At 40.0% G+C, this 25,590-nt stretch carries 25 protein-coding genes; all 25 read right to left on the reverse strand.

Going from position 1 to position 25,590, the window contains the following annotated elements:
- Positions 1-7: 7 nt before the first annotated feature.
- Complete coding sequence (locus HMPREF1115_RS03645; protein ID WP_001131584.1) at positions 8-4,333, reverse strand: PBECR4 domain-containing protein; 4,326 nt, start codon at positions 4,331-4,333, stop codon at positions 8-10.
- The gene (locus tag HMPREF1115_RS03650; RefSeq protein ID WP_000449746.1) at positions 4,324-4,587 is read right to left on the reverse strand and encodes a hypothetical protein; all 264 of its coding nucleotides are present in this window, start codon (positions 4,585-4,587) and stop codon (positions 4,324-4,326) included. Before HMPREF1115_RS03650 ends, HMPREF1115_RS03645 begins: the two co-directional genes overlap by 10 nt.
- Positions 4,588-4,607: 20 nt before the next feature.
- Entirely contained in the window at positions 4,608-6,407 is a 1,800-nt protein-coding gene (locus tag HMPREF1115_RS03655) for a VirD4-like conjugal transfer protein, CD1115 family (protein WP_000619814.1), read from the reverse strand.
- Complete coding sequence (locus HMPREF1115_RS03660; RefSeq protein WP_000371856.1) at positions 6,404-6,922, reverse strand: hypothetical protein; 519 nt, start codon at positions 6,920-6,922, stop codon at positions 6,404-6,406. Before HMPREF1115_RS03660 ends, HMPREF1115_RS03655 begins: the two co-directional genes overlap by 4 nt.
- Positions 6,923-6,934: 12 nt before the next feature.
- On the reverse strand, positions 6,935-7,774 hold the full coding sequence (locus HMPREF1115_RS03665; protein WP_000286089.1) for a hypothetical protein: 840 nt from the start codon (positions 7,772-7,774) through the stop codon (positions 6,935-6,937).
- Positions 7,728-8,000, reverse strand: a complete 273-nt coding sequence (locus HMPREF1115_RS03670) for a hypothetical protein (RefSeq protein WP_000163606.1) — start codon at positions 7,998-8,000, stop codon at positions 7,728-7,730. Before HMPREF1115_RS03670 ends, HMPREF1115_RS03665 begins: the two co-directional genes overlap by 47 nt.
- A complete protein-coding gene (locus HMPREF1115_RS03675) occupies positions 7,997-8,629 on the reverse strand; it encodes a hypothetical protein (protein WP_000781854.1) in 633 nt (210 codons plus the stop codon). Before HMPREF1115_RS03675 ends, HMPREF1115_RS03670 begins: the two co-directional genes overlap by 4 nt.
- Positions 8,630-8,648: 19 nt before the next feature.
- Positions 8,649-11,285: a phage tail tip lysozyme gene (locus HMPREF1115_RS03680; protein WP_000476982.1), complete on the reverse strand. Its 2,637-nt coding sequence runs from the start codon at positions 11,283-11,285 to the stop codon at positions 8,649-8,651.
- Between the two features lie 25 nt (positions 11,286-11,310).
- Entirely contained in the window at positions 11,311-13,665 is a 2,355-nt protein-coding gene (locus HMPREF1115_RS03685; RefSeq protein WP_002882051.1) for a VirB4-like conjugal transfer ATPase, CD1110 family, read from the reverse strand.
- Complete coding sequence (locus HMPREF1115_RS0102025; RefSeq protein ID WP_000197454.1) at positions 13,625-13,972, reverse strand: PrgI family mobile element protein; 348 nt, start codon at positions 13,970-13,972, stop codon at positions 13,625-13,627. Before HMPREF1115_RS0102025 ends, HMPREF1115_RS03685 begins: the two co-directional genes overlap by 41 nt.
- Before the next feature lie 39 nt (positions 13,973-14,011).
- The gene (locus HMPREF1115_RS03690; RefSeq protein WP_000372833.1) at positions 14,012-14,758 is read right to left on the reverse strand and encodes a hypothetical protein; all 747 of its coding nucleotides are present in this window, start codon (positions 14,756-14,758) and stop codon (positions 14,012-14,014) included.
- 27 nt (positions 14,759-14,785) lie between these two features.
- Positions 14,786-15,010 carry a hypothetical protein gene (locus HMPREF1115_RS03695; RefSeq protein ID WP_000340303.1) on the reverse strand — a complete coding sequence of 75 codons (225 nt, stop codon included), beginning with the start codon at positions 15,008-15,010 and terminating at the stop codon, positions 14,786-14,788.
- Positions 15,011-15,082: 72 nt separating this feature from the next.
- A complete protein-coding gene (locus tag HMPREF1115_RS03700) occupies positions 15,083-15,589 on the reverse strand; it encodes a hypothetical protein (RefSeq protein WP_001224301.1) in 507 nt (168 codons plus the stop codon).
- A 63-nt stretch (positions 15,590-15,652) separates the two neighbouring features.
- Positions 15,653-19,933, reverse strand: coding sequence for an SspB-related isopeptide-forming adhesin (locus HMPREF1115_RS03705; protein ID WP_000137076.1), 4,281 nt, complete (start codon positions 19,931-19,933; stop codon positions 15,653-15,655).
- Between the two features lie 25 nt (positions 19,934-19,958).
- Entirely contained in the window at positions 19,959-20,753 is a 795-nt protein-coding gene (locus HMPREF1115_RS03710; RefSeq protein WP_001036086.1) for an LPXTG cell wall anchor domain-containing protein, read from the reverse strand.
- Between the two features lie 18 nt (positions 20,754-20,771).
- Positions 20,772-21,074 carry a hypothetical protein gene (locus HMPREF1115_RS03715; RefSeq protein ID WP_000128978.1) on the reverse strand — a complete coding sequence of 101 codons (303 nt, stop codon included), beginning with the start codon at positions 21,072-21,074 and terminating at the stop codon, positions 20,772-20,774.
- Positions 21,075-21,369: 295 nt separating this feature from the next.
- The gene (locus HMPREF1115_RS03720; RefSeq protein ID WP_001231371.1) at positions 21,370-21,579 is read right to left on the reverse strand and encodes a helix-turn-helix transcriptional regulator; all 210 of its coding nucleotides are present in this window, start codon (positions 21,577-21,579) and stop codon (positions 21,370-21,372) included.
- Positions 21,580-21,581: 2 nt separating this feature from the next.
- Positions 21,582-21,722 (reverse strand): hypothetical protein, encoded by a 141-nt coding sequence (locus HMPREF1115_RS12200; protein ID WP_000487121.1) that lies wholly within the window; start codon positions 21,720-21,722, stop codon positions 21,582-21,584.
- A gap of 23 nt (positions 21,723-21,745) precedes the next feature.
- On the reverse strand, positions 21,746-22,012 hold the full coding sequence (locus HMPREF1115_RS03725) for a hypothetical protein (RefSeq protein WP_000522442.1): 267 nt from the start codon (positions 22,010-22,012) through the stop codon (positions 21,746-21,748).
- A gap of 4 nt (positions 22,013-22,016) precedes the next feature.
- On the reverse strand, positions 22,017-22,184 hold the full coding sequence (locus tag HMPREF1115_RS12205) for a hypothetical protein (RefSeq protein WP_000910110.1): 168 nt from the start codon (positions 22,182-22,184) through the stop codon (positions 22,017-22,019).
- Positions 22,178-23,302 carry a replication initiator protein A gene (locus HMPREF1115_RS03730; protein ID WP_000763712.1) on the reverse strand — a complete coding sequence of 375 codons (1,125 nt, stop codon included), beginning with the start codon at positions 23,300-23,302 and terminating at the stop codon, positions 22,178-22,180. The genes HMPREF1115_RS12205 and HMPREF1115_RS03730 overlap by 7 nt, the downstream gene beginning before the upstream one ends.
- Positions 23,302-23,484 carry a hypothetical protein gene (locus HMPREF1115_RS12165; RefSeq protein WP_000809178.1) on the reverse strand — a complete coding sequence of 61 codons (183 nt, stop codon included), beginning with the start codon at positions 23,482-23,484 and terminating at the stop codon, positions 23,302-23,304. The genes HMPREF1115_RS03730 and HMPREF1115_RS12165 overlap by 1 nt, the downstream gene beginning before the upstream one ends.
- Before the next feature lie 277 nt (positions 23,485-23,761).
- Positions 23,762-24,436, reverse strand: coding sequence for a LiaF transmembrane domain-containing protein (locus HMPREF1115_RS03735; RefSeq protein ID WP_000725743.1), 675 nt, complete (start codon positions 24,434-24,436; stop codon positions 23,762-23,764).
- A 5-nt stretch (positions 24,437-24,441) separates the two neighbouring features.
- The gene (locus HMPREF1115_RS03740) at positions 24,442-24,888 is read right to left on the reverse strand and encodes a LytTR family DNA-binding domain-containing protein (protein ID WP_000776591.1); all 447 of its coding nucleotides are present in this window, start codon (positions 24,886-24,888) and stop codon (positions 24,442-24,444) included.
- Positions 24,889-25,001: 113 nt separating this feature from the next.
- Entirely contained in the window at positions 25,002-25,505 is a 504-nt protein-coding gene (locus HMPREF1115_RS03745) for a phosphatase PAP2 family protein (protein ID WP_000800957.1), read from the reverse strand.
- Positions 25,506-25,590: the final 85 nt, after the last annotated feature.

Consider the following 25,590-nt stretch of genomic DNA (forward strand, 5'->3'; position numbering starts at 1 on the left):
CGTTCGGTCATTTCGAGAAACCCTTCTCTTTTTTTGATTGTGCATCTGCTTTCAACTCCTGCTTGTGATCTTCGACAGCCTGCTTGCTCTGATCTTTAAACTTCTCCAGTTTTTGTTCAAAACTACGCTTCGTTTGTTTCTCCTGACTCAATCTTAATTGTTCCAATGCTTGATCCATCCGAACCATTAAACTTTTAGCTTCTTGTTGGACAATATCTAACTGTGCTTCTAAATCAGCAAGTGTCTCCTTATCAGCAGACCACCCAGATAGATAGTTAAAGGAGTACTCTGACGTATCAATACCATAGTATGAAGAAACAACATAAGCGACACTTTCAGCCTGGAGTTCAGCAGTGCTTCTAGTTAGATTTTCTTTTTGAGGATTATCTGCATGATGCAACTCTGCATGAGCCATCTCATGTAAGAAAGTTTTAATAATTTGAGCCTTGTTCATCTCATTACTACGTAAAACAATTTGATTTTCTGGGACAGAATAATATCCATGTTTATTATTTTCCATCTCCTCAAATCGAACCGATACATCATTTTCTTTTGCAATAGCCATCAGGGCACGGTAAAGATTTGCATAGTCCAAATCAGTCAGCTGTTCTTTAACTTCTGCAGCTTTTGGCATTTCCTTTCCTTCTGTCTGACTAACATCAAAAACTGGCACTAAGCCAAAGAATGTAACTGTTTCTGGTTTCCTATTTTTATCCAATATTGGTTGGTTATTCTCATCCTTTTTGATCTTCGTCATAGGTTTAAAAATACGTAAAGCCTTCTCACCTTTTTTCACATAGCGGTCAAAGTTTTCTTTCCACTGTTTGAAAGAAGCTACTTGCCTTGCTTCAGGATTTTGTGCAAGAATTAAGCGCAAGTTGCGATTAGAATAATTATTTAGTTGGCTCATTTTCGTTAGATAGTCTTTGTACTTATCTGAATCCAGAAACTCCTTAATCCCTTCTTTAAGATGACGACTTAATCCTGCCATATCTTTATTTTGAATAAAATCTGCGACTGCAAGACTGCCAGCTGCTAAAACAATTTCATCCGCTTGTAGACTCTCCTCGCCCTCTGGTTTAGAACCTGGTTTCGATCTAAAATCATACGGATTCGTTCCCTGAAGCAACTCCTCCTCATCAGAAACACCGTCAGCATCCGCATCACGTTCCAACTCCTGCTTGTTGTAGCCTTGTTCTTCTAGTTTGATTTCTTCCTCTTGTGATTTCTCAAATTCTTCTCGAACTATGGCGATCGTTTGTTCAACTTTTTCTGATAAACTTTTGATTTCTTTTTGCCATTTTTCTACAAGAGCTACTTGATCCATAGGTGAGTCCTTGACTCCCAACTTATCAAACCAAGCAGATAGATTTTCGACCTCAACACTATCCATTCCATCAAAAGAGATAAATCCAAGACGAGCATCATGACTACTATCTGTAAATCCAATTGGACTATTTTCCAAATCTCCAAATGGGAGTTGGGATAGAAGTTGATCTGCGTAAAGAGTATCTTCTAAAGCGTAACTGAACTGAGAAATATCTAACTCACTCGCCAATCTCTCCAGATGATACGGAGTGAATATGGCCCCATCTATCTTCATCAATTCTGGGTACTCTCTCATTTCTCGTGTTCCAAGCCTTTCTTTGTGAGCGATGGGGTTAATCTCCTCACCGATATTGTAACGGATGCTATCCTGGATCAGTTCACCATCAGGAGCGTAGATACTAAACTGGATCTTAGTTGGAGTGATGTAGGCTTCTGGATGACCACCAGCCACTTGTTCTAGCCCTTCCTGATGTAGCTGATAGAAGTCCTGATTGGCTTTGTAAAGCTCTCTAGCAAATTCTTGATACGAAATCAGCTCTGTTTCTTTAAAGGGCAATCTAGGCCCATCTGGGCGCTCCTCAGACCATTGAAGGCGTACATGGTAGTTCTCCTTATAGATATGATCTTGTTTCCACTCTTTATAAAAATCTGAATTTGTATCTAGGAGATGATCTTCTCCAGCTGCAGCAACAATCTGATCAAATTTATCATTGTGCTGCTTCGCATAGTCAAGATACTGATTCCAGGCTTGATGAAATTCTTCTGGAGTTTTTGAGATGTCAGCTGGCACACCTAAGTTATAGACAGTATCTAAGACTTGAGTAAACGTAGCCGAATCAAGTAGGGGGCTATTCAGTGTGTTCTCTAGCGTTGTTTGTTCAATTTCTTTAGAAACTTCTTCAAACTGCTTATTCTTCAAAACTGACAGCATTTCTGCACCATTGTCTTTAACATATTCTTCATTGATTGAAAGTTGCTCGATGTGACCATCTCGATCTCTATAAACACCGAGAATGATCTTTTCATCCAACGATTTAACATTAGTTGCAAGCTCTCCTTTGAGTTTCATAAGAGAGGCTGGAATTTTTTCATCTCCGATATCTTTAAACAGTAGTAAGAAATCTTCATCTTTTGCTTTAATAGCTTCACTCATATTGAGATTGTGAAGCTTTTCAACACTACTCAAATCATCTAAAACAAAAGAATGTGGATCTAAAATATCACGCAACATAGGAAGAACCTGCAATTTATCCTTAATTGCATTACTAATCAACATACCGTCATAATGCCCCTGACCATTGGCAATATCATCTAGGAAATTTGCTGCTCCCTTTCCCTCTTCAAAAGGTCTGATCCCTGAAAGATGGATAAAGTTATCCTTTTGAAAAGTCACCTGAAGCACATTCTTCTCTCCATGATCCGCATAAACAAAGCTAATCTTACTGTCAGCCAGTTCATTTAAATACCAGGATGCTGTACTTTGGATAGACGGCGCATATTGATTCAATCGCCTTAAATCCGCTGGTGTAATCGGATGATAATTCGCTATTTTCCGTTGCACTTTATCATAATTTGTGCTAAACTGTAAGTAAGGATAGGATGATGTCGGGTGACTGGTAACAGTTTGCTCAAAGGTACTTGTTTTAAGTACAGGTGAGGTACTGCCTTCAGCTTTAGGCTGTAAAGAACCCGTGCCACCACTGGTCCTATCATTCATTTGCTCCTGAGAGTTCTCAGGAGCTTTTTCTGTGCTCTGAATTTGTTTTTTAGGCTCCCTACCATCTCCAAGTGGATTGGAAGGTTTTTCATAGGTCACTGTTTTGTCCGAATCAATAACCATTTGTTTTCTAGGCTCTACTGAAAAACCTATATTATTCCAGTTTTCCTTCAACCACGTTGCATCTTCAGGAGAAAGGTGGCTGGTATCAGGAAAGTGACTTGATGATTGAATTTCCTCAGCTTTTTCCAGTTGCTTGGTCTGCTTCAGAATCTCATTCCAGTCTGTCTTCTCCTGGCCTTCACGTTTTGGTGGTCTTGCATCTATAACTGGGATTTTCTTCTCCCGTAGTTTGGTAATAAAGTCTGTACCTGCTTTATCGTGATCAACTGCCAGCGTGATGAGATCATCATATTTGTGATCTTGGAAAAGTGTGGATGTTTCCGCTGCAACAGATAAAAAGTTAGAGGTACGTGTTAACTCACTAGACTTGGTATAATCCCTTTCATCCATCGTAAGTTCCCCTCGCTCCTGCAGAATTTCAAGAACATAGTGAGACAAAACTCCCTCTTTTAATCCTTCCATCGCAACTAGTCGAACATCGTTTAATTCGCCCTTATGAAGCTCATAATAGCTCATAAGGTCAATTGGTGCCTCTGTCACAATTAAACGCTTAGGAGAGCCTATAGAAACGTTTAAGCCACTAATAGATTCTGATTGATACATGATTTGTTTCAAGTATCCTTTGCCAGGATGACGTTCTTGATCAGGAACAAGTCCCTGGAGGCTCGCACCTACCAGTTGCTGATTTCTGTCCAAGTATTTAAAAACCAAGACATCTTCTATAACACCATCTTTATCCTTACGTTTAGCTTGGGCTAATACTCCCTTTTCCAGGAAGAAGTCGATTGTATCATCAGAGAGACCTCTAATCTCCTTGAGATAGGATCTCGCCTCCACAAATCGTTGTTCGTAAGGGGCTAGTGTATAATTGAAAGGTTTACGTTCTTCCTCTACTGGTTTTGCTTCAGGAAAGGAACCTGTCTCTAAGAATACCATGGCTTCCTTATAGCTGACATTTCGCATTTCTTGGACAAGGTTGATGGTGTCCCCATACTTATCTGCTTGTGAATACCAATGCCAGGTATTCTTCACAGTATCAATCTTAAACGAGTCATGCTCAGCCCAATAATACTCTCGATGTGACTTTCGCTTCATCTCCATTCCAAGGCTACGAGCTACTTCTAAAATATCCAGCGATTTTGCCTGTGCTTTTGTTAAAGGCATACTCTTTCCCCCTCTACTAATTCCTTAAATAAAAGATATCCTTCAGGAGTTGCATCTAGTTCATTAACAACTATTGGATCTTCCTGACTCGTTGTCACAAAAAGATGAGGGGCTAACTGATAAAAAGTCCCCTCATCTGCCTGTTGGAATAGCTGCCAAATAGCATAACGTTCTATAGCTAAATTTTCTGGTTTTAGTGCTAAAACTTGTGAGATACTCTCCAGGTATCCTAATTGTATTTTTGGTGTTTCCATCCTACTGTCCTTTCTGTACGTTAGGCCACGAATAACTCTTTTAGTTGCGGAGTCAAATCGTTGGCATATAAAAGCAAGCCATCGATATCTGTCCCTTTTCGAGTATATTCGTACCAGTTTTCTTTGTCTTCAGGAGAACTTGCAATCTCATCTTTTCTAGGATGATCATAGACACTTGCTTTTTTATCTCTGAAGACATTTTGTTTAGAAATAAAGACCAATCCTTCTTCTACGCCAATTCTTGCGACTTCATCTGGAGTTAGAAGGGGACGGCCTTGAATTTGTTTATTTTCACTTGATGAGCCATTACGATAACTATGCGATTTTGAGGTGGATCTAGTACGTATAGTCTGCTTACCTGACCTTGTAGAATAGTATTCCATCGTATCCTTGTCATTTGTCCCTAAAAATAGGTGAGTAGCACAGTTATTAAAGATGGTCTTCCAATCACTTTTATAAAGTGATTCTAGCTGATTGACAGCTTGGATGATAATCTTAATAGACATCTCACGACTACGAATAGAAGAGAGGACCTGGGCAAAGTTTGGTATACGGCCAATTTGCGCAAACTCATCGAAGATAAACTGAATGTGGCGAAGATTTTTTCTACTGTATCCAGGTACTTTACCTTGCAGGATATCATCAGCCTTATGTGTGAGAACCTCAAAACCAATCGCAAACAAGATTGAGGAAAGAAAATTAAAGGCGTTATTGGTTTCAGGAATAGCAATAAAAACAGCTGTCTTTTTCGTATTCCAGGTATCCATTTCCATGGTATCTTCACTGATTAAGTTTCGGACATCTTCGTGGTCGAAGATAGAATAACGAGAAGACAAAATGGCAACCACGCTATTTCTTGTTTCGCCTTTAAAGTTTTGAAATAGTTTCCACTGCTTGTAGGCATAGTTGTTAGGCTGGTGTTCGTTCAATTCTTCAAACATCTGCTCAACAGGACTTGGGACATCTGGATCCTCTCGATATATATTTCTTAATAGATCCGCAACGTGACCCAAGTTTGGCATGTATAACTGGACTCCTGTTTCAGGATCCTTAGAGTCAAAATAGAGATAACCAATCAATGCACGTTGCAGCATCAACTCTGCTTGAACCCAGAAGTCTTCACCAGTATGCTCACTCTTCTTTGTTCCCTCAGTGATCGCTTCAGAGATACGATCAATATCTAGCTCAGACTTCATGTAATGAAAAGGATTAAACCGATCTGAATTCTTGAGACGGATCAAATCAAAGATTTTAACAGCATAGCCTGCCTTCTCAAGCATCTTCCCAACTTCGTGTACCAGGTTTCCTTTAGGATCCGTCACCACAAAGTTTGAGTTCATCTGCATTAAATTCGGCAATACAAACGTAAAGGTTTTACCGTCTCCTGGAAGACCAATAACAATCACATTTTTGTTGAGTTGCACATTGTAGGCTAAGCGAAAGTTAAATAGCCCCATTTTGACCTGTTTTGAAAAAATCATATTCTTCTCAAAATCAACGTCTTCAAAACGTCTCATTTCCTTCAACGTCGCAAAACGAGCACTACCTTGTTCTTCTCCCTGACGATATAAATTCTTATCCATAGAAGCATAGACAAGCATTGGGAGGCCGAATCCGATCAACCCTGCATATAAGGCTCCTGAATCAAAGAAAACACCAAAAGAGAAGCGTTCCCAGTGTTCTAGCAACCAACGAAGTCGCAACATTCCCATGAAAGGTACTGCTGCAGTCGAAAGTTGGTAGTAATGGTAAAAGGACTGGAAAATAACAAATGAAAATAGCCCCACCACCAGGTAGGGCCATATAGGTTTTCTAATCATCGTGTCTTCTCCTTCCCAATCTCCTTCGTAACAACTGGCATCATTCCTTTATAAACCTTATTTGTCTTATAGTAATTGATTTTATCTTCAGGAGTCATTTCATGTGGTTTCTTCAGCACCTTTTTCGCAAACTCTTCCAATTTTTCTGGGCTTTTCGTGATGTCTGCCAACATATCTTTGAGAGCCTTTTCTACCAGGGGACGATTTTTTGTTTCAAAGAAGAGATAGGTTGTATCATTTTTTTGATGATAAGTAAAACCTACCTTATACTCCTCCAGGTAATGCTTCAACTTAGCCAAGTGAACTTCACTATTTAATAACTTCTCGACATCTTTTTTTGATTTTGTGGCCATAAAGTCATTAAAACGTGTCTCCCCTTCAAAAGTTCGATTTGCCGCCTTATGTTGTTTCTTGTCATAATGGGCTTTTGCGAGGGCATACAGAGCTTGTATCGTCATCTCCAGGGTAACTTTTCCTTTTAAAGCCAGAGAATGACTGACTTTTTCTTGATCCATGTAAGACCTCCTTTATTTTGGATAATTGGATAGTTCTGGCTTGGCAATAACCTGGAATCCGTAAGGCGCTGAAGGTTCTTCCTTCACAGTAACTACCAAGCGTTTCTGACTTCTGTTCTCACCGTCTTTCACGGCTACTACATAGGTTAGCTGATAAATTGCTTCATCAACAATCAAGCTAGATTCCAAAATCACAGACTGCAGTTGACCTGCTTGTCTATCTATCGTTAATTGAGGAGCTACGAAATCAGCCATTTTCCCTTTATCAGAGTAAAGGGCTGGCAAAAAGTAACGTGAAAAGGCATCTAGTTCCCCTGTTTTTGACTGAATGGTTTTTAGATTTGAAAGTTCCTTTGATACGGCCGAGAGTTGCTTTTCTTGATGGTAAACTAGCGTAAGTGATAAGCCAGCAAGTGTCAGACTTCCTACTAGACCCAATAACACCAAAACTCTTCCTAAATACACCCAAAAAGAGCGTTTAGAAGAGTTTCGAGGTTTGGGAGTTTCATGTTTCAAGGAAGAGGCTTCAGCTTTTTCTTCAGGAGTCTTCTCTTGATGTTTTGTTTTTGGCTGGCGCTTAAAGAAAGAGGTTTTTGCTTCTTTTGGTGCAGCTTCCTTGTTATTCACCATACCAGGCTTCAGGAAGAGGCTATCTGCGATCCCTTCAAACGGCAAATAGACATCTTCTTGGTACACCACTACATTCTTTTTATCCAGTTCCTCTACCAATAAAACGGCTTCTGCCTCCTGGTGTTTAACCTTAGCATTTTCTCGTTCCAGCGCTTGATACACAAGGTCCCGATTTTTATACGTTGTTGTCGTGTTTTGTGTCAGATTGGTTAAACGGTACATGTTTTTCAGCTCCTTTCAATTTTCCTTCAGCAAGAGCTGCTTTAATATCAGCCCAGGTTAAATTATGTTCAGCCAAGTAGTTTGATCGTTCCTCATGCTTGGCCAGAATGATTTGAGTTTCTAGCTGCTGCAGTCTCTCTTCTTCCTTCTTGACCTTGGTCATATAGTCAGCTAAGCGGTCTTTCGCTTTCTGTTTTTGTTTTTCCAAAGTTTCTAATTTTGTCATTGTTCCTTTTTCCCTTCTGTACTAGTGATTGGTTTGTTTAACGATGGAATACTCGCCTTTTCGCTGGCGTTCAAGCTGTCCACAATCAAAATAGGGTCAATATGATTTACCAGGTATTTCCCATCTTGCTTGCTGAAGCGAATCCGTATGGTTCTTGAAGATCCTACGTTTGTTTGGGCGTTAGTATAATCATACTTCTTCTGTAACTGTGTCTGAGTGTATCTCACTTGAGCTAGGACAACATTATTTTCTTGATCGATGTAGATGGTAGAAGACTTCATCTGTGTATCCACTACATAGCCCTTATAGGTTTGTACCGTTGGTTCTTCTTCAGAGTTCACTTCCTGATTGTAAGCAGCTTCTGTCATATAGGGCAAATAGCGATTTCTATTTTCTCCAAGATCCTGCTTATTGAAGTAAGCCGTCAAAAATTCCTTTACATATTCTTGCGTTAGTTCGCTTCCCTCTGCTTTGGTTTCTTGTTGCGTAGTTTCAGCTTCCTGTTTAGCTTTCTTTTGCGATGAGGTTGCTGCACCAATCCAGAATACGAATCCTAGAACTAATACAACTCCTATAAGGATTCCTCCTATTTTAAGGAGTTTCAATTTCTCCATATCTATCATTTTCATGATTTACCTTCTTTCTTTTTTAATTTGGTGTCGCAAACGTATAGTAGTAAGCTGGATATAGGACAGAAAAATGTACCTTATCCTGTACACCTTGGATATTACATTCTGAAACGAGGAATGAACCGTCTGGATTCACAGCTTCCACAATCGCAACATGGCCGTATACATCTGGTGTCCCACCAAATCCACCTACTACTGATACAACAGCTCCTTTTGTTGGAGTTGTACTATACCGCCATCCTTTTGCGACTAGGCTTGCCACCCAATCCTGACCATTACCAAGGTAACCATAAGCTCCTGATAAGTCTGTAATCGTTCCTAGTTCAACTAAACGATTATAGGCATACCAAGTACATTGTCCCACATCATAACCGCTTCCTTGTTGTGTAGTCATAGAAGCCTGTGTTGGAGGGTGTTCCACTTTTGACTTATACTCTTCAGGGAAATTCCAGGAAGACGCTAACGCTCCACCTCCTCGAACTTGTTGAGTAAGAAAAGCGTGGATCTGCTTAGCGTTATTCTGGCGTTCTAAGACCTTATCTCCAGAGTTCCCTTCCCAGTTAACCAGGAAACGCTCTGTAAGTGTCTCTACGTTTTCTGTGCTGGTTAGAATCGATGTCAGTTCAGTGATGTAGTAAGGAGTATCTCCATCTAACATAAAGTCTAACTGCAGTTCTAAATCGTACCACTTTTTATTTTTTGATTTTGCATAATTCAATAATAGAGTGTGCCTAGTGGAACCATCCGCTGTATCTGTCCACTGACCTAGTCCTAAGCCTCGATGGAGAATATTTGGGTATCTTCCGTTATAAATAGCGGGTCCTCCAATAGCTAACCAGGACTCATCATCCCAGGAAGAAGAATCAGCCCCTACTGGTGGGTTAAGGTAATCTCCTTCAGCACGTTTAGGATTGATATTACTTTCAGTTGCAAAATTTCCAAGCATGGCTGCCAAACCATTATCTGTCAGCCCTGGTACCTTTTGCTTCAAGTAGTCTTTTATCGCTCGTGATTTTTGTCCTAAATCACCATCAAGTGTAGTAATGACTGAGGTTGTCTGATTGTACGTGACAGATTGAAAGTAAAAGCCTGGATTGACTGATGTCCACTTTTCTTTCTTATCCTTTGTCTCTTTTTCCTCCAGTTTTTGATACTGAATGACCTGGTAACCATTTGCCGTTACCTTCCCAACCTCGTCTCCAGTTTTGACCTGATCACCGTCAGAAACACGGATATTTCCTACCTCTTCATAAGTAAAGATGGCTTTATCTGTTTTGATGGATATAGTAGTATCATCTGTCACACTGACTTGACCGTCAATAGGAGCTCTTAGAGCTTGTCCTGTTGAAGCTTTTAGTTGTGTTTTCTCATAGATTTCACTCTTAGAGGTATAACCAAACCGCTTCAGGATAACTAAAGGAGCTTGATAAGAAGGGTCGTCTTCCTGGTAAAAGGGATTAGCTAGTTCTTGATAAGAGGGGTATCGACCAACTTCTTTAGTCAACTCCTCTAGCTCTTTATACTCTTCTAACTCGCTATCACTCAACTTCGTCCACTTGAGGTCTGACGAGGGGCCATATAAGTCAGCCATCTTTTTCAAGTTGTGAGGGTCATCATTCAAATGATTCCAAAGATCATTCAAGGCATCCGAATAGTGATTGAAGCCTAATATCCCAGCCCATTCACCACCAGTCCCCTCATTCCAGTTACTTTCTGGTTTCCACTCACTACCGTAGCGGAAGTTCATGAAAAAGATCATGTCATCGATGTTGGTCCAATAGTCTACCTTATCATTTGACTTCTCTCGATCTCGTTTACTAATTTGAAGCCAGGACTTGTTCAGGTCAAATTCATTTTGTTGGACAGGACCACTTCCTCCAAACATGGCCATAAATGCCCCAAATACTGCAAAGATGAGGAACATTAAGAAATAGGACTTGACAGCTAATGGATTGGATAGAATGGAACGTAGAGGCTTTGTCACAACCTTCAAGACCTTTCCTGTACCTCTTGATACTTTCCCAAATTTTGAACGAGCTATACGATCCCTAGTTTGTTTCATCTTTTTGCTGAGTTTTCCTTCCCAGGAGAACTCTTTTGGTGTTCGAGTATACCCTCGCCCTCTGATGAAATTATAGCTTCTATTGAGCTGTCCATAGCTGTGCTTGATTGAATACTTGGATAATTTTCCTACAGCATTTAACGCTCTTTTAGAGGCGTTTACCTGGTACTTAAATTGACGAATGTTTTGCCTCGCCTGAACCCAGTCTCCAAGAATATCATTATCTCTGACTGTCTTCTCAACGTCGTGTCTCGTTTTCATTCGAGCACTTTGTTTTGCACGTTTCTTTAGGCGGCTAGGGATATAACTGTCATCAGCTTTTTTAGCTCGTTTATAGAGCGTTGTTGCAATTTGTTTTTCCAACTTTGCTCGATCACGTTGTTGCTTAAAGAAAAGACCTCTAGCTGTTGCTTGAGGTCCTTTGTGTAGTTTATAATCTTTGTTCGCTAAGCGATAATTCTTCTTAGCTTCTTTAAATGCAACTTTTGAGTTTAAACGTGCTTCTTTAGGATTTTTTTCTGCATTCTGGGAGGATCCTTCTTTGATTCTCCGCTTACGCTCCTTTTTTAATTGATTGGGATCACTTTTAAACAAAAGAAATCACCTCTCTTTCTATTTTTTAACTATCTGTCGCAACCAATTGATACAGTTTGGTATCTTTAGGGATAGGATTTTCAAATGGAACAATCGTATCTCCAGCTACGATCAAACCAGTACCTTTTGCTTTTGGTCGCAAAACAAATCGCTCCAGTGAAGGTGTAAGAGGAATTACCTGCTCCAGGGCTTCTAGGTCTGTCCGCTTCAGCTTCAGGAGGGCTAGAAACTCACAGTTTGCGACTAGCTTTCTACCTTCCTCTGTAGATAAAACAGTCTCTGGGTTCTGGGTAATCCCTGTTGGAATAGCCCCGTACTTACGAATACGTGAGTATAGCTCTGTAAAGAAGGTTGCTTGCAGTTTATTTTTGAAGTATAGCTGCAACTCATCAAAGTACAACCATGTAATAGCTTTTCCTTGATTATTGACTACCTGGTTCCATATGAAGTCCTGAATCACCAGGAGGGCAAATGGCTTCAATTTACCACTCAACTGCTTGAGATTGAAGATAATAAAGCGACTATTCATATTGACGTTTGTAGGATGTGCGAAAATATCATTTGATCCAACCGTATAAGGTTCAGCCTTCAGCGCCAAATCCTTGGCCACATCTTCAGGTTGTCGTTCTAAAACTGATTGCCAATCCTTAAATGTTGGTTTTTCAAATTCCTCATAGGTCTTTCTCGTTACACGGTCAATCATCGCAAATTCATCGTCTGATACCTCAGAGAATATATTTTCAAACAAGGTTGATAAGAGGTTTGATTTTTGGCCAATCAGGTCACTATCTTCTGCCTGCAGTTTATCCTTATCAGGAAGATCCAACAAGTTAAAGTGATGTTGCGATCCAGGAGCGATTGTGATAATTTCTGCACCTAATTCTCGGCCAATACCAGTGTACTCATCTTCAGGATCGACGATAATAATATTATCTTCAGGGTAACGTAGAGTTGTAGGAATAATCTCTCCTCCTTTAGCAAGAACTGACTTTCCTGATCCTGACGTCCCAAAGATACAACCCGAACCTGTATTCAAGTCTTTCTTACGGTCAACTGTGATAGCGTTCTTAGATAGCTGATTCTGGCCATAATAAATTGCACGTGGACTGTTAGATCGAAGATCTACGTTGGTAAATGGGACTTGTGTGGCCAGGTTACTGGTAGTCATATCTCTCATAAAACGGCGTTTCACATTGATAAATGGAATCCCAATCGGTAGAATCGTATTCAAGGATTCTTCCTGGTACAAGTAACACTTATCCAGTTCTACCGTATTCTTACGGACAGATCGTTGAACCTGCTCAGTGTAGATATTCAACTCCTCCAGACTGTCAGCCATGAAGAAAATCGTCATCACACCTGAAAACATTTTTTGGTCATTGTCCTGGAGTTCTTCAGTCCATTTCTCTGTTTCACGAGATGTCTCCACAGCCTTCCCACCAACAGCCAGGTCACTTCCATAACCTTCTTTTGCTGCAGCCTTCTGACTTTTGATCATTTCCCTACGTACACTTGACTTAACTGTCTTGATTTTCTTCAGGGCATCTGCAGTATCATAGGGCTTCGCATGCAGACTGATAGCCAGCTCAATTCCTGTATCCAGGATATTCTTAATCAGTTTGTCATTCAAGAAGGTAGGATATTGTCTAACATACATCACCCTTGCGAAACAATCATCAATTTTCATATGATCTTTTTCAAACTTTAGATAGTTTGGAGCTACAAAGTCCCTGGTTGATAATCCAGAAATAGCGATGTCTTCATAGTTGAAATCAATAAAACCTTCTCGCCTCAAGAGTTTTCGGAAGATAAGAAGACGATCTAATCCCTCTAACTCCTTAAAGGAGATTCCTAAGCCACTGTACTGACTTTCAATAACGCTGGCTGTATCATCAAGGATTCTTCTAGCTTGATGATCCTGGTCTGTTTGGGTAGTAATCGTCAGATATTTTTCTACCTTGAAGGTATTTTGTTCCTGAGAAAAACGATCATTGATCATCGCATTGTATTCTTTACGATAATCGTCATATCCATCTCCAACTAAATCATAGCGGATAGAAGATAAGCTATTGCTTTCTACTCGACGATTCAGGATCAATAGCTGCATATCATTGTCAATATCCAGCGAATTAAAAATATCAGCGCTTGTTTCAATGATATCAATTCGCTCATCATCTGTTGCAGTAATATAGCTTGTATCACCTAGGCGATAGGTCTTTGAAAATTGATCATTTGTAATTTTCATGAGCCCATCAGGCATCAACCATTGATAATTAAGACTATTCTGTGTAGATGCCGTCATGGTACGTCTTAGACGTTTGGCCCGTTCCCGTTCTTCCTTAGAGAGTTTCGGGGTTTTCTTTCGGCCGAATAAATTCATTTCTTGTATATTCCTTTCTGTCATAATCTGTCTGATAAGAGCGTTCCTGCTTAGTCAAAAGGAAACGAACCTCATCTTTAATCTTTTCATCAATATAACACCCGAAAATAACAAAAGGCGCTAATAATAAAATATCAACGCCATAAAGGATTATATCAGGTGCCTTCAGCCAATAGAGAATAGTAGTGACAACTACTGTCAATGCTATCCCAAATAGTAGCACTAACTGTCTCAGTGTCATATACCCTATAACTGGCCTTTCGTAGCTATCTAAAGCCTTTAAAAATTCACTGCCTAAACGTGTCATTCTGTTCCTTTCTTCAGTACCTTTTTAGCAAATTCCTTCCTAGTTCACCTGCATGATATTCTTAGCCATGCGTTGACTACCAAATAGCATAATGATGTAAATGATTCCTTTTGCAATGGCTACGAGTGCAGTTATAAAAGCTCCAGTATTGCTAAGTGTCAATAAATCATTCGTGACAATAGCTGGATAAAGCATGGTCACAACCACTAAAATCAATCCCTGAAGGACAGCAGCAGCATAGAGCTTAAAGAAACCGAGGCAGATCGGGCGTAAGCTATCCACCATGTAACAAGCGACAATAATTTTAGCGATTCCCTTATACGTGTAAAGCGTAAAGGAGCGTAACAGGATCAACAACTTAGTCGATATCTGACCGACAAAATCAACAACCGAATAAACAATTTTAAAGAATGATTTCTCAATCATACCCAAACCTTTAAAATCTGGTGGCTCAGAACTGAAAGGATCTGTAGCATTCTTGGCTACTAACTTAATGATAACATTGAACAACCATGACAAGGCATCAAAAATCGCATCCACATAGAGGATAAAAAAGAGTGCGATAGCATACTTGAGGATTTCTTCAATCCAAAGCTGAAATGACAGCTCTCCTCCATTGCTTTTAAGTTGTTGGTGCCAATTCATGAGGTTGATTCCCATAAAAAGGAGAAGGAGCAAAATTGCTACCTTCCCCATCGATCCTGAAACAGTTTCCATCAATTCATAGGCTGTCGCATTATAGTCTTTCAGACTCATGGTTAGTTGATCAAGTGTGGATTGGTCCATAAAACCACCTCCTCTTTCTTCTTCATCCTAACCAAGAGATTGAAGACCTGTTGCTAAAGCTGTAAAGAGTGCTTTTAGGACGGCGCCAAGAAGAGCGCCTAAAATCAAACTTTGGATCCCTTTATCCTTCTTGTCATCCAATTCACGTTTGATTCCTACTGCTAAGTCCCAGGCACCCCAAGCGGCCCAACCAATACCGATAATCCCACCGATATTCCCAATTTTGTTAATAAAATCTACAACTGCATCCATTATTTTTTTCTCGCTTTCTTTTTATAAAAAGGTGCTAAAAAAATCCTTAGCACCTACATTGTTTATTCAATACTATGTTTCATCCGTTGGACGAAAGGTTAGAGAGAGGGCTGTAATCACCGCTAAGACAACGATAATAGTCGTTTCCCACCAATAGTAGATGGGAACCTTTTGAGGAAAGAAAAAGTTAGTCATAAGCCAATCTAACTGCTTCTCTACATCTGCAGAGGGACCTGATTTTGTTATCCAAAAATATATTTCCCAAAAAGCAGCATAGCCTAGGACAACTACAATCTTAAATACTACCCAACCAATTGCTATCGCAATCAAGCTCTTAATCAGATTAAAGATAAAGAGGAGAAACATGAGTGGAGTCGCAACCATCAAAACGGCAGCTCTCGCAATTACACTCGGTAGATTCTTTATTCCTGACCAGATGGCTTTTCCTAGCCAACTGAGGCCTTTTTTCCACTTCTTCTCTTCTTCAGGCTTAGTGACTTCTGATTTTTTTTGAGTTGGAGTGTAGTATCTATATCCACTTCTAGTCACATGTGCATCCATTTTCGTGTCCTTTCTCATCTCTCTTCCCCCTCTTTTTTATGGCTTCATTATACCATAGATGAGGGGGAATTTCTAGATGTTCTATTTTTTATGCTTACGAAGCCCAGCTCCTGCAAGACTCAACAATCCCAAAATCATTCCCCAAGTTGGAAGCATGCTTGCTGCTGTTCCCGTGTTTGGCAGTGATTGTTTTGGTTTTCCAGGTTCTTCAGGTTTTGGGGGTTCTGGAGTGTGGGTTGTTACCTTGGCAGTCATTTCTTGTCCATTGACAATATTGACAAAAGTATTCTCAACTTCTCCAGCTGCAATACGCTCTACCTCGATGTAGAAGTCTGCATCAAAGGTTCCTTTAACTCCTAGAGATTTTAGGAAGTCTTGGTTGATAACATAAGACCATTGGCCACCTTTGGCATCCCACTTAACAGTCACAAGTTTCTTGATAAACTCTGAATTAGTATCTTGATTGAACTCAAAGGTAAAGGCATAAGCGCTACCTTTGGCAATCTTATCGCCTGCTTTGATAACTTTGCCATCCTTCAGGATAACATCGTAAGGCAACGTTAGATCTTTTTCTGCTGTGTATTCTGTACCCTTGATGATACCTTTCCAATTACCTGTATAACGGTCATGCTTCATATCGAGTTTATCCAAACCGTCATATTGGTACAACGTATGGTGTCTTTCTGGAACAGTTACTCCATCAAGAAGGTACTGTATCAATTCACCTAGCTGTACTTCTTTACCATCAAGGACTTTCTGACCCGTTTTATCAAGTGCATGTTTTTCTGGGTGTGTTGGTTTAGGTGGTTCTGGTGTACGAGTAATAACCTTGGCAGTCATTTCTTGTTTATTGACAATATTGATGAAAGTATTCTCAATCTTATCACCAGTTTCAATACGCTCCGCCTCGATGTAGAAATCTGCATCAAAGGTTCCTTTAACTCCTAGAGAGTTTAGGAAATCTTGATTGATAACGTAAGACCATTGACCACCTTTGGCAACCCACTTAACAGTCACAAGCTTCTTGATAAACTCTGAATTGGTATCTTGGTTGAACTCAAAGGTAAAGGCATAAGAGCTACCTTTGGGAATCTTATCTCCTGCCTTGATAACCTTACCATTTTTCAATGTCACATCATAAGGTAACACAAGCTCTTTTTCTGCTGTGTATTCTGTACCCTTGATGATACCTTTCCAATTCCCAGTATAGCGGTCATGTTTCGTATCGAGTTTATCCAGACCATCATATTGGTACAATGTGTCATGTTTTTCTGGAACAGTTACTCCATCAAGAAGGTACTGAACAAAATCACCTAGCTGGACTTCTTTGCCATCAAGAACTTTCTTGCCAGTTCTATCAAGTACATGTTTTTCTGGCTTAACATTTGGAACTTCAACTGTTACAAGATTCGACTGATAGCTATTCCCAAAATCTATCTGTTTAAAATCGTTCTTCACAATTTCTCCCTCTTTTACTAAGAGTTTGGCTGGAAGATCGATGGTCACATTTTTATTTGGTTTCACGTAGTTTTGATAGAAACTCTTGGAATCTTTTGCTACCCAGAGATAGAATTCACCCTTCGGATTCAAGTTCAATTCCTTCAGGATTTTATTGATTGCATCTGTACGTCCTTTGTCTGAGAGCACATGGTACATATCAAATAGATTTTTTACATCTTTACCTGCAGCAGTCATCTTGATCTTGCTGTGGTCAACTGTGAAGGCTTTATCTTGAACATCGTCCAGGATTGCGAACTTCTTACCAAGTGCTTGCGCTGAAGCAAGGGTTTTGGTGTATGGGCTGTAATCTGTCATCAAGCGGAAAGTCACGTTGCGATCAAATGTTGTCGCCCCGTTTATATTCTTACCAGAATGATCTAACACAGATTTGACTGGTTTTGGAGGTCTTGGAGTGTAGTTGGTAACAGTGTTTGAGTACACCTCGTAGTTATTCACTAACACTTTATAAGTGTTATCATAGAAACCTTTATCATAGATTGGCTTCCAGGTAATCACAGGAGCTTCTAAGCGTTTCCCTTCATAAGTAGCAGTAAAGGTATAAGTGTTCTTTCCTGCATCATAGGCAACACCCCATCCTGCTTTCTCTGCAGCTGCCTTTGTAACAGCTACATCAGGAACTGCTCCAGCTTCAAGTGGATCAATGATGGTAATCTTGTCACCCTTTTTCACATTGGCATAGATATTATCATGATGCAATGTATAAAGCTGAGTAGCGTTTTTAGCTACTGTTTGACCATCTGTATTGGTTTTGTCTGTATCTGCTACAGATTTGCTGACAACTGGCTTATACTGCAATTTATAGCCGTGATAGCTTGCTGACAATTTCTGATTTTTGGTTTCAGAAAGGGTTTTAAGCGCCAAGGTTGGCTTAACTGGATTCTTCGCTTTGACCAATTCAGCTGATACAGGTTCAGTCTTACCTGGCTTCACGGTTATTTTTGTGATAGTTGCCGTAGCTGGAACTTCAACAACTGGCGCTACAACTTTAGTGTTTAATGCAAACCAATATGTCTGTCCTGCTGTTGTTGCGTAATTATCCCATTGAGTAAAATCACTCGAGAAGGCTGTTCCTTCTTTAAAGACACCAAGCGCAGCTCCCTTGTATTGGTAAGGCGAGTCAGAAGTATCCCATGTTAAGCCAATTTTTTCCACTGTATTGTAATCATCAGCATAGTTGTACCCGTCATTTTTGTGATAGGTAACGGTTGAACCATTGATTTCAACGTTCTTACCATTGACTGCACCAGCACCTTCCCAACCAATCATGTTGTAGTTCAGCGATGAATAAGTAAGGGTTGCTGGAGTTTTTTCTGAAGCATTAAAGGCCACTTCTTTCCCATCCACGTTGTAGTAGTAGGTATCTGTGACTCTGAAACGCATATAGTCATAAGATGTCCCAATACCATCATTACGTGCAGCGACAAATCCTTCAGTAGGATCATTCAAAACATAAACGTCAATTAGACCAGTTTCACCTTGGTTGATGATTTCAAACTTACGGTGGATACGAGAAATATCATGTTTTTGACCATCTGCTGTTGATACGGTTAAGCCTTTCAAACCAGTATAGTCAATTTCTGTTTTCCAACCATTTCCAACATCCCGATATTTCAAGACTTTGGTAGAATCAAGAATGCGACCATATCCAGAATTTCCACTTGAAGAAGCGATATAGCTTGTAGTCAATTCTTTAGCGCCAGAAGCACTAGATTTTACGTTAGCATTTGGATTGGCAGCAGCAAGGCTCAGAGCTTGCAAGACTACTTCTTTTGTGTACCCTTCAGTTTTGGTCTTAGACTGAAGTTCATTGTATTTCTTCTGCCATTCTGCTTGTGCTTTCTTAGCCTGGTCATAAGATTGTTGGTTTTGTTTCCCAATTTGCTTCGCTTCATCGGCTGAAGAAACTTCTTGAGTTTTAGAGGTTAAGAGTACACCAGAGTTTTTCAAATCTGTTGATTTACGATCAGCATCTTGATTGACTTGATCACTAGCATTCTTCTTCTCTGTATAGGCAGCCATGAGAGCTTTGTTAAGTTCCACCTTGCTTTTAGCGGTTACAATAGCCTGCTCATTTTGTTTCTTCAATGCTTCTACTTCTGCAACTGAAGAGACCGTACGTGTAACGACTTCAACGTCAACCTTTTCTTTCTTCAGCTGTTCAGATGCGCTTTCTACCGCTTTGTTAAGAGCAGTAGCTTGTTCAACAGTAGCATCATACTTAGATTTTTCACCCAGGTAGTTTGTTACTGCTTTTTTATTTTCTGACAAAACTTGTTTAGCTGTTGAAGCAGCTTGCTTGTTTTGGGTTGCTGTCCCATCTGTGGCAGTCGAACTGTCATTGGTCACTGTGACAGTTGTTTCCCCTCCATGCTTGGCTTTTTCATCCGCTACAAAGCTATTATTAGCTTGAATGGCTTCCTGCGCTTCCTTGAAGGCTGTATTGTTTTCGACTTGTTTTGCAGTCGTTTCTTCAAGTGCCTTGATTTGCTTATCCTGGTCTTGTTTAATTTCACCCTTAGACTGCTCAAGATTTGATGAAGTAGTATCTGTACCCTTATCAACGCTTGATGTCTCAGACACAACTACTCCAGCTTGTTTAGCAGTTGAAGCAGCCTTTGTGACTGCACTATTATCAATCGCTACAGGCTGGCTTCCTGTTGCCTTACCAGCTTGTTTAGCGTATGTGTTGTTGTCGTTTTTGCTTTCAGGCTGTACTGCTTCATCCGCCAATACAGAACCTGCAGAGAAGGCTACAATACCTGCAACTGCAATTCCTGATACTAGGCCTTTAGCCCATTTTTTCTTACGGAAATATCCGTGTCCTTGTGTTTTTTCTGTCATTTAATTGTTTCCTTTCAATTTTACCTTAAAACATTTTCTTCTTGTAGAAGTAGCCAACTGCTGTCAACAACATGGCTCCAATAGCACCCAGAATGCTTTCTGCAGTCCCAGTGTTTGGAAGTGTTTTGAGTTTGCCTTCTGAATCAGTAACAGAGATAGTCTTATCTTCGTTAACTGTTCCACCAACTTCTTCTGGAGCCACTACAGAACCATCTGAAAGGACTACGTTTCCGTTTTGGGTGCTAACAATAGACGCACCTGTATTTGTTTCAACGGGCTCTTTAGTTACATCATGGACAACCTGTCCAGTTGATGTAGATGTTGTCCCAATTTGAGATTTCCCTTGCTCATTTGCCTCATCAGTTGTTTTTGGCTTTTCAGCTGGCACTCCGTCAAGACTTTCAGCATTATCTTTACCTTGTGGCTTGTCTGAAGGTGCTGACTGATTTGGTGTTGCTGGTTTATCTGCTGGAACACCATCAAGGCTCTCAGCATTATCCTTGTCCTGTGGCTTGTCTGAAGGTGCTGACTGATTTGATGTTGCTGGTTTGTCTGCTGGAACACCATCAAGGCTCTCAGCATTATCCTTGTCCTGTGGAGCACTTGGCGCTGTTGGATCTACTGGAGTAACTGAAGGCTCCGTTGGCTGAACTGCTGGAGCCTCTGTTTCCGTTGAAGCGCTAGGCGTTGTTGGCGTAACGACTTCTGTTGCTGGGGCAGAAGAATCAATTGGTGCAAGCTCGTCTGCTGATACATAACCAGCTTGTGCAAGTGCGATAGTTGAAAGTGCTAGTGTAGCTAATACTTGTTTCTTGTTCATTTTGATTTTTCCTTTTCTTTATTTATTTTTCGGGTTATAACCTTTTCCAGTTAAACGAAGCTCCATTCCTGATGGTGTCTTAACTTTTCGAGCTATAACTTGAGCATCTCTCTTAATAGTGCGAATTTGATCATAAACCTTTTTATAAGGCAAATGAAATTCAACATCCCTTAAAAGACCGTCTACGTATCCTCTAGCCTGTTTGACTGCATAGTCTGGCTTCAGAATAAGGTCTGTGCCGTCCTCTAAGCGAGCTGTCGCACCTCCTTGTTTTCCTAAATTTTTTAAGTCCTTTAGGCGGACGGTTATTTCATCTGTCATAGATTTCTCCTTGAAGTTGAAAGGCGAAATAACGCCGTGCTGTGTAAAAACGTATTTTTACATCGGTATTTCATGCGCTGGGTTTATAGTCTAGGAACCCTTACTCCTTCAGCTTATGATCATTATCATGCTTTTTCGTTCAGTGGCTGGACTAGATATCCTTTTCTAGTTTGCTACTCGCCCCCGTTTCTTTTTTATCCATAGCCACGCTGTATCAGGGCAAGCCTTGTATTCAGTTTTCAAAGGTCTGTAGTTTAATGACTTCTCGGTCAATATAGATTTAACTTTACTAGGTTTAGTCCGATTCTGATCCTAACAGGTAGTCAATGGTTACACCAAAGTATTCTGCTACTTTTTTAGCATTTTCAAGACTTATCTGACTATATCCTGTTTCCCAGTTCGATATGGTGTTACGAAATACTCCTATCTGATCAGCCAAGGCTTGCTGAGACAGTCTAGACCGCTTTCGTAATTCTTTAATACGATTTTGTGTTTGTTTCCTCACATCTACTTGTCTCCTTCTTCATTTGGACTTGATAGTATTTCATCATCCAGCAAAGAAGCATTATCCACTTCATTTATAACTTTGCCAATAGTACACAATAATAAACCGATAAAAAATATAATCATTAACCCTAGCTGAAACATTACTATTCTCCTGATATTGTTCCTTATTTTGTCCGATAAGTTATCTTCTTCACCCATCGAGGATTGATAGAAAACGGCGGAGTCGCTGATAGAAAATTCATACTCGCTCCTGTTCCAAATGAACTTGATACCAATTTTTCTAGTTCCTCTAAGTTGGAAGTGACGGAAATACTGTCTACCGTTTTATCAAAATACTCTACAATCATTTCAATCTCTTGAACTGGTTGAGAAGGTGTAGCCTTCACAGCTTGTAATCTGTTCATTCTCTCTTGGTTATTAAACAATCCCATGAAATCAATCCTCTTTCTGTTGCCATGATGAGAAAATTTGGCTGAGTTTCTCAGCTCTTTCTTTTTTCGGTAAATCAAAAACAGCTTTAGGAACCATGTAGATTTTCTCCTTCGGGCTACGACCTATCGTTAGCACTTTACCATCAATTGGTCTAAATTCATCTTTTAACATGTTTTAACTCCCTTAGACAATTCTGATAAATAGCTATTGAGTTTCGTCTCCGGTAGTTTATCTGGATAATAACGTGCAATCAGACTTGGACACTCATCAGGGAATTTTTTGGCGTACTCGCTTTGTCCTGATACCTCCAGGAAACCATGTTCTTTTTCAATGAGTAGAGCCATCTTCCAAAAACGAATCATCATTTTGTAGAAGTAGGCTGGAACATTCTGGATTGATTTTCCTTCAGCCTCTCCAGTTTTAATTTTGAAAATCAATTTATCAAGCTCACGTTCAAGATCTTGCAGCCAAACCTCTCCATAAATTTCCTGATCAGCTAAGAGGTTGTTGTAATTCTTCTCAACTTGACGTTTCGATTGATAGATTTTATTTTCAAGAATTTTTGCATCTTTTCCAAACAAACTGAGTTTCTGAACTAGTTGAGGAGAAAGAAAACCATGTTGCCCCATTTTAAATGCTTCAGAGATTGATAAATCAGATAAAGATGACTCGCCCTCGTATCGATTAGTATCGTAAAGAGTATCAATCTTACTCTTCTCTGTATTTATTCCGTCCGATTCGTGGACGTTTTGAAGTCCATTTTGCGGACGTCCGTTTTTGATACTTTCGCTATTACCAATGCTTTGGGGTACTTTTTCATATAGAACTTTACCAAAGGCATTAACCCTCTTCAGTAACTCACCATCAGCTGAATAGTGCTCCACTATTTCTAAATTAGCATCGACTAGCTGAAGATAAAGTCTATTCGGCTTATTGAGTCCCTGCCTAACTTCTCGTAAGAGACCATGTTCTTGTAGTTCTTTCTTGATCTTAGTAACCTTCATCTTTCCCTTATCCAATAGCAGCATCAGGTCAGAAACTGTAAAAATTAGAAAGACCGCTCCATTTTCATCAACGTAATCTCTATTTCCCTTCTGGAATGAACTGATACTTAATTTACAGCGATTATAAAGAGCGCCATAAGCTAACTTAGCATCAGATGAAAGACCCGTGTAAGAACTAGTCAATTTGACATAGCCGTTCTCATTGTGTTGAATACGGGTGAAAAAGATTTCTGGAATTTGATAAAAAGTTAGAGTGGCTAGTTGGTCAATCGTGATATCCGCCATTAGTAGCCTCCTACAACTTGTAACCTCAAACCACCAGCTTCAGGAAAATAAACAAGATGAGTTTGCTCTAACTCTTCAATAGCTGCAATAGCACGGCTTCTAGTCCATCCCATTGTATTCATCAAATCTAAAATCATTACGTCTCTAGTCAACCTTGAGACCTTTGTTTTGTGTTGTTTCATAGGTAATCCTTTCTTGTCACAAGCTAGTGTTAATTCACAGCTATATCATAATGGATAATGAGAAAATCTGTTTTAAAGGGACAATGAAATAAATTATAGAATCAAGGTATATAATTTATTTCCCTAAATATATCTCATCAATTCTGGATTATCTGACATTTTTTCTCCTTTCTTTAATTTTTGCAACGAAAAAAGAGAGCGATTTTCTCGCCCTCTCAGGTTATATGATATTTAATTTTTCACTTTCCCAAAACTCTAGACACTTAGAACTATTTTTTTATTTAACGTAAACAACTCCAAGTTTACCAAAAGCGACTTCCCCACGGATAATCAAGGTTTTGTTTGTTGGCGCTACAGGAGCATCTGCCTTAGCTGCACCAAAGGAGGTTTCTACTTTCAAATCGACACGCCAGTGTTGTGGAACATAGACAGTTGCATTCCCGAAGGCCACTTCAATATTTAAAGTTGCAAAATCACCTAACATCTCTGCATTATCATAGTAGATTTTAGCATCCCCAAAAGCGACTTCCACTTGGTCATCTACGAGATCTTGATCTTGCTTATAGAAGGTCCCGCTACCAAAAGCGACTTCCTTATCCGTGACGACTGTTTTTTTCCCATCGTACCACCATTTTTTTTCATTCCAGAACTTACTTGAATGCGTCAGATAACCAACTCCGAGTACCACCAAGATGCTAGCCCAGATGAGAGAATGATTGGTAACTGGTAACAAGTCATAAGCGTAATTTGCAATGATGAGCGCTAGTAACCCTGTAAAAACTGCCGAAGTGAGATGGCGTCTAAGGATGGACTCAATGGACTTATAAGCAAAAAAAACAATACCTAGTAAAGGCCATATCTTGCCATCCAAAGAAGGAATTCCAAAATTCCCTTGCAGCAAGATCCAAGCTGCTAAAACCAATAAAACAATACCAAATGCTTTCTTTTTCATGTTTTTTACCTCATGTTTCTTAGATTTTCTTTTAGGAGGGATTGGTAATGCCGTGAGACATGAACCTCCTTGTGCGTCTGATAAAAGGAAATGGTGCCCGTTCCTGAAAAGGACTTGTCCACTGAGTAAATCTGACGGATGTTTGCGATCGTTGACTTGGACACTCGACTAAAATAGCGAGGTAAGATGGACTCCAACTCATAAAGTTTGAGACGAACTTCATAGGCTTCCTTCTGGTTATGAGCATAAATCTTGCTCCCTTCTGTTTCAAAGAAGAGAATTTCTGACAGGTCTAGATAATATTCACCTGTCCCCTTGTAAAAAGTCAACCTCGGAGCCTTTGACTCTTGCAAAAGTCGTTGCAAATCTGCAATTTCATCTGTCAAAGTGGGTGTCTTGATGACAATTTCAGTCTCCTCTAAATTGCCGTCAATCTCAATTCGTAACTTCATCACATCTCCTTTCTGACTCTACTATATCAAAGCTAAGCCAGGAATACAAGGGCAAAAAAGCAAGTGGTCATTTTGAAGCAGTAAGTGGTTGTAGGACTAGCTTAACTTACATGTCAGAATAGGAAGAAAAGGAATCCCCACATCAGACCACAAGCATAGCCAATCAAGACATCCTCGGGATAATGAACACCCCCTAAAACCCTCACCAAGCCCAGCAAAGCTGAAAAGATCAAGCATGCTAAGCCAACAGGTAGACTAGCATGCAGACAGCCCATGGAGATGATAGTTGCCGAAAAGACATGGCGACTGGGCAACGACTGTCCCGAACTATCCTTGTCAAGCAGGGGACGGATGTCCCAAGTTTCATAAGGTCGCGGGTGGTTGATTCTCTTACGAAAAAGAGACAAAATCACAAAACCTGATGCAGGAATAAGCACATAAACCCCAACTTGCTTCCCAAGTCCTAGCTGCAGGTAAGTAGTGACTAGCAACGTCAGATAGACCAGGGGCATGGCGACTGTCATCAAGCGATTAAAACTGCGTAACAGAAATAGAAGGGTGGGATGGCTAGTTAGTTTAGAGCTAAGGTTGCTATACCATTCTTGATAATTTTTCATGTATTCTTCTCATTATCACTTTATTTTTACCTCTAGGTGAGGCACTTGTCTTCTAGTATAGTGCAGAAAAAGAAGGCCGTCAAGC

It is taken from the genome of Streptococcus oralis SK610 (assembly GCF_000257455.1).
Classification (GTDB): domain Bacteria; phylum Bacillota; class Bacilli; order Lactobacillales; family Streptococcaceae; genus Streptococcus; species Streptococcus oralis_CB.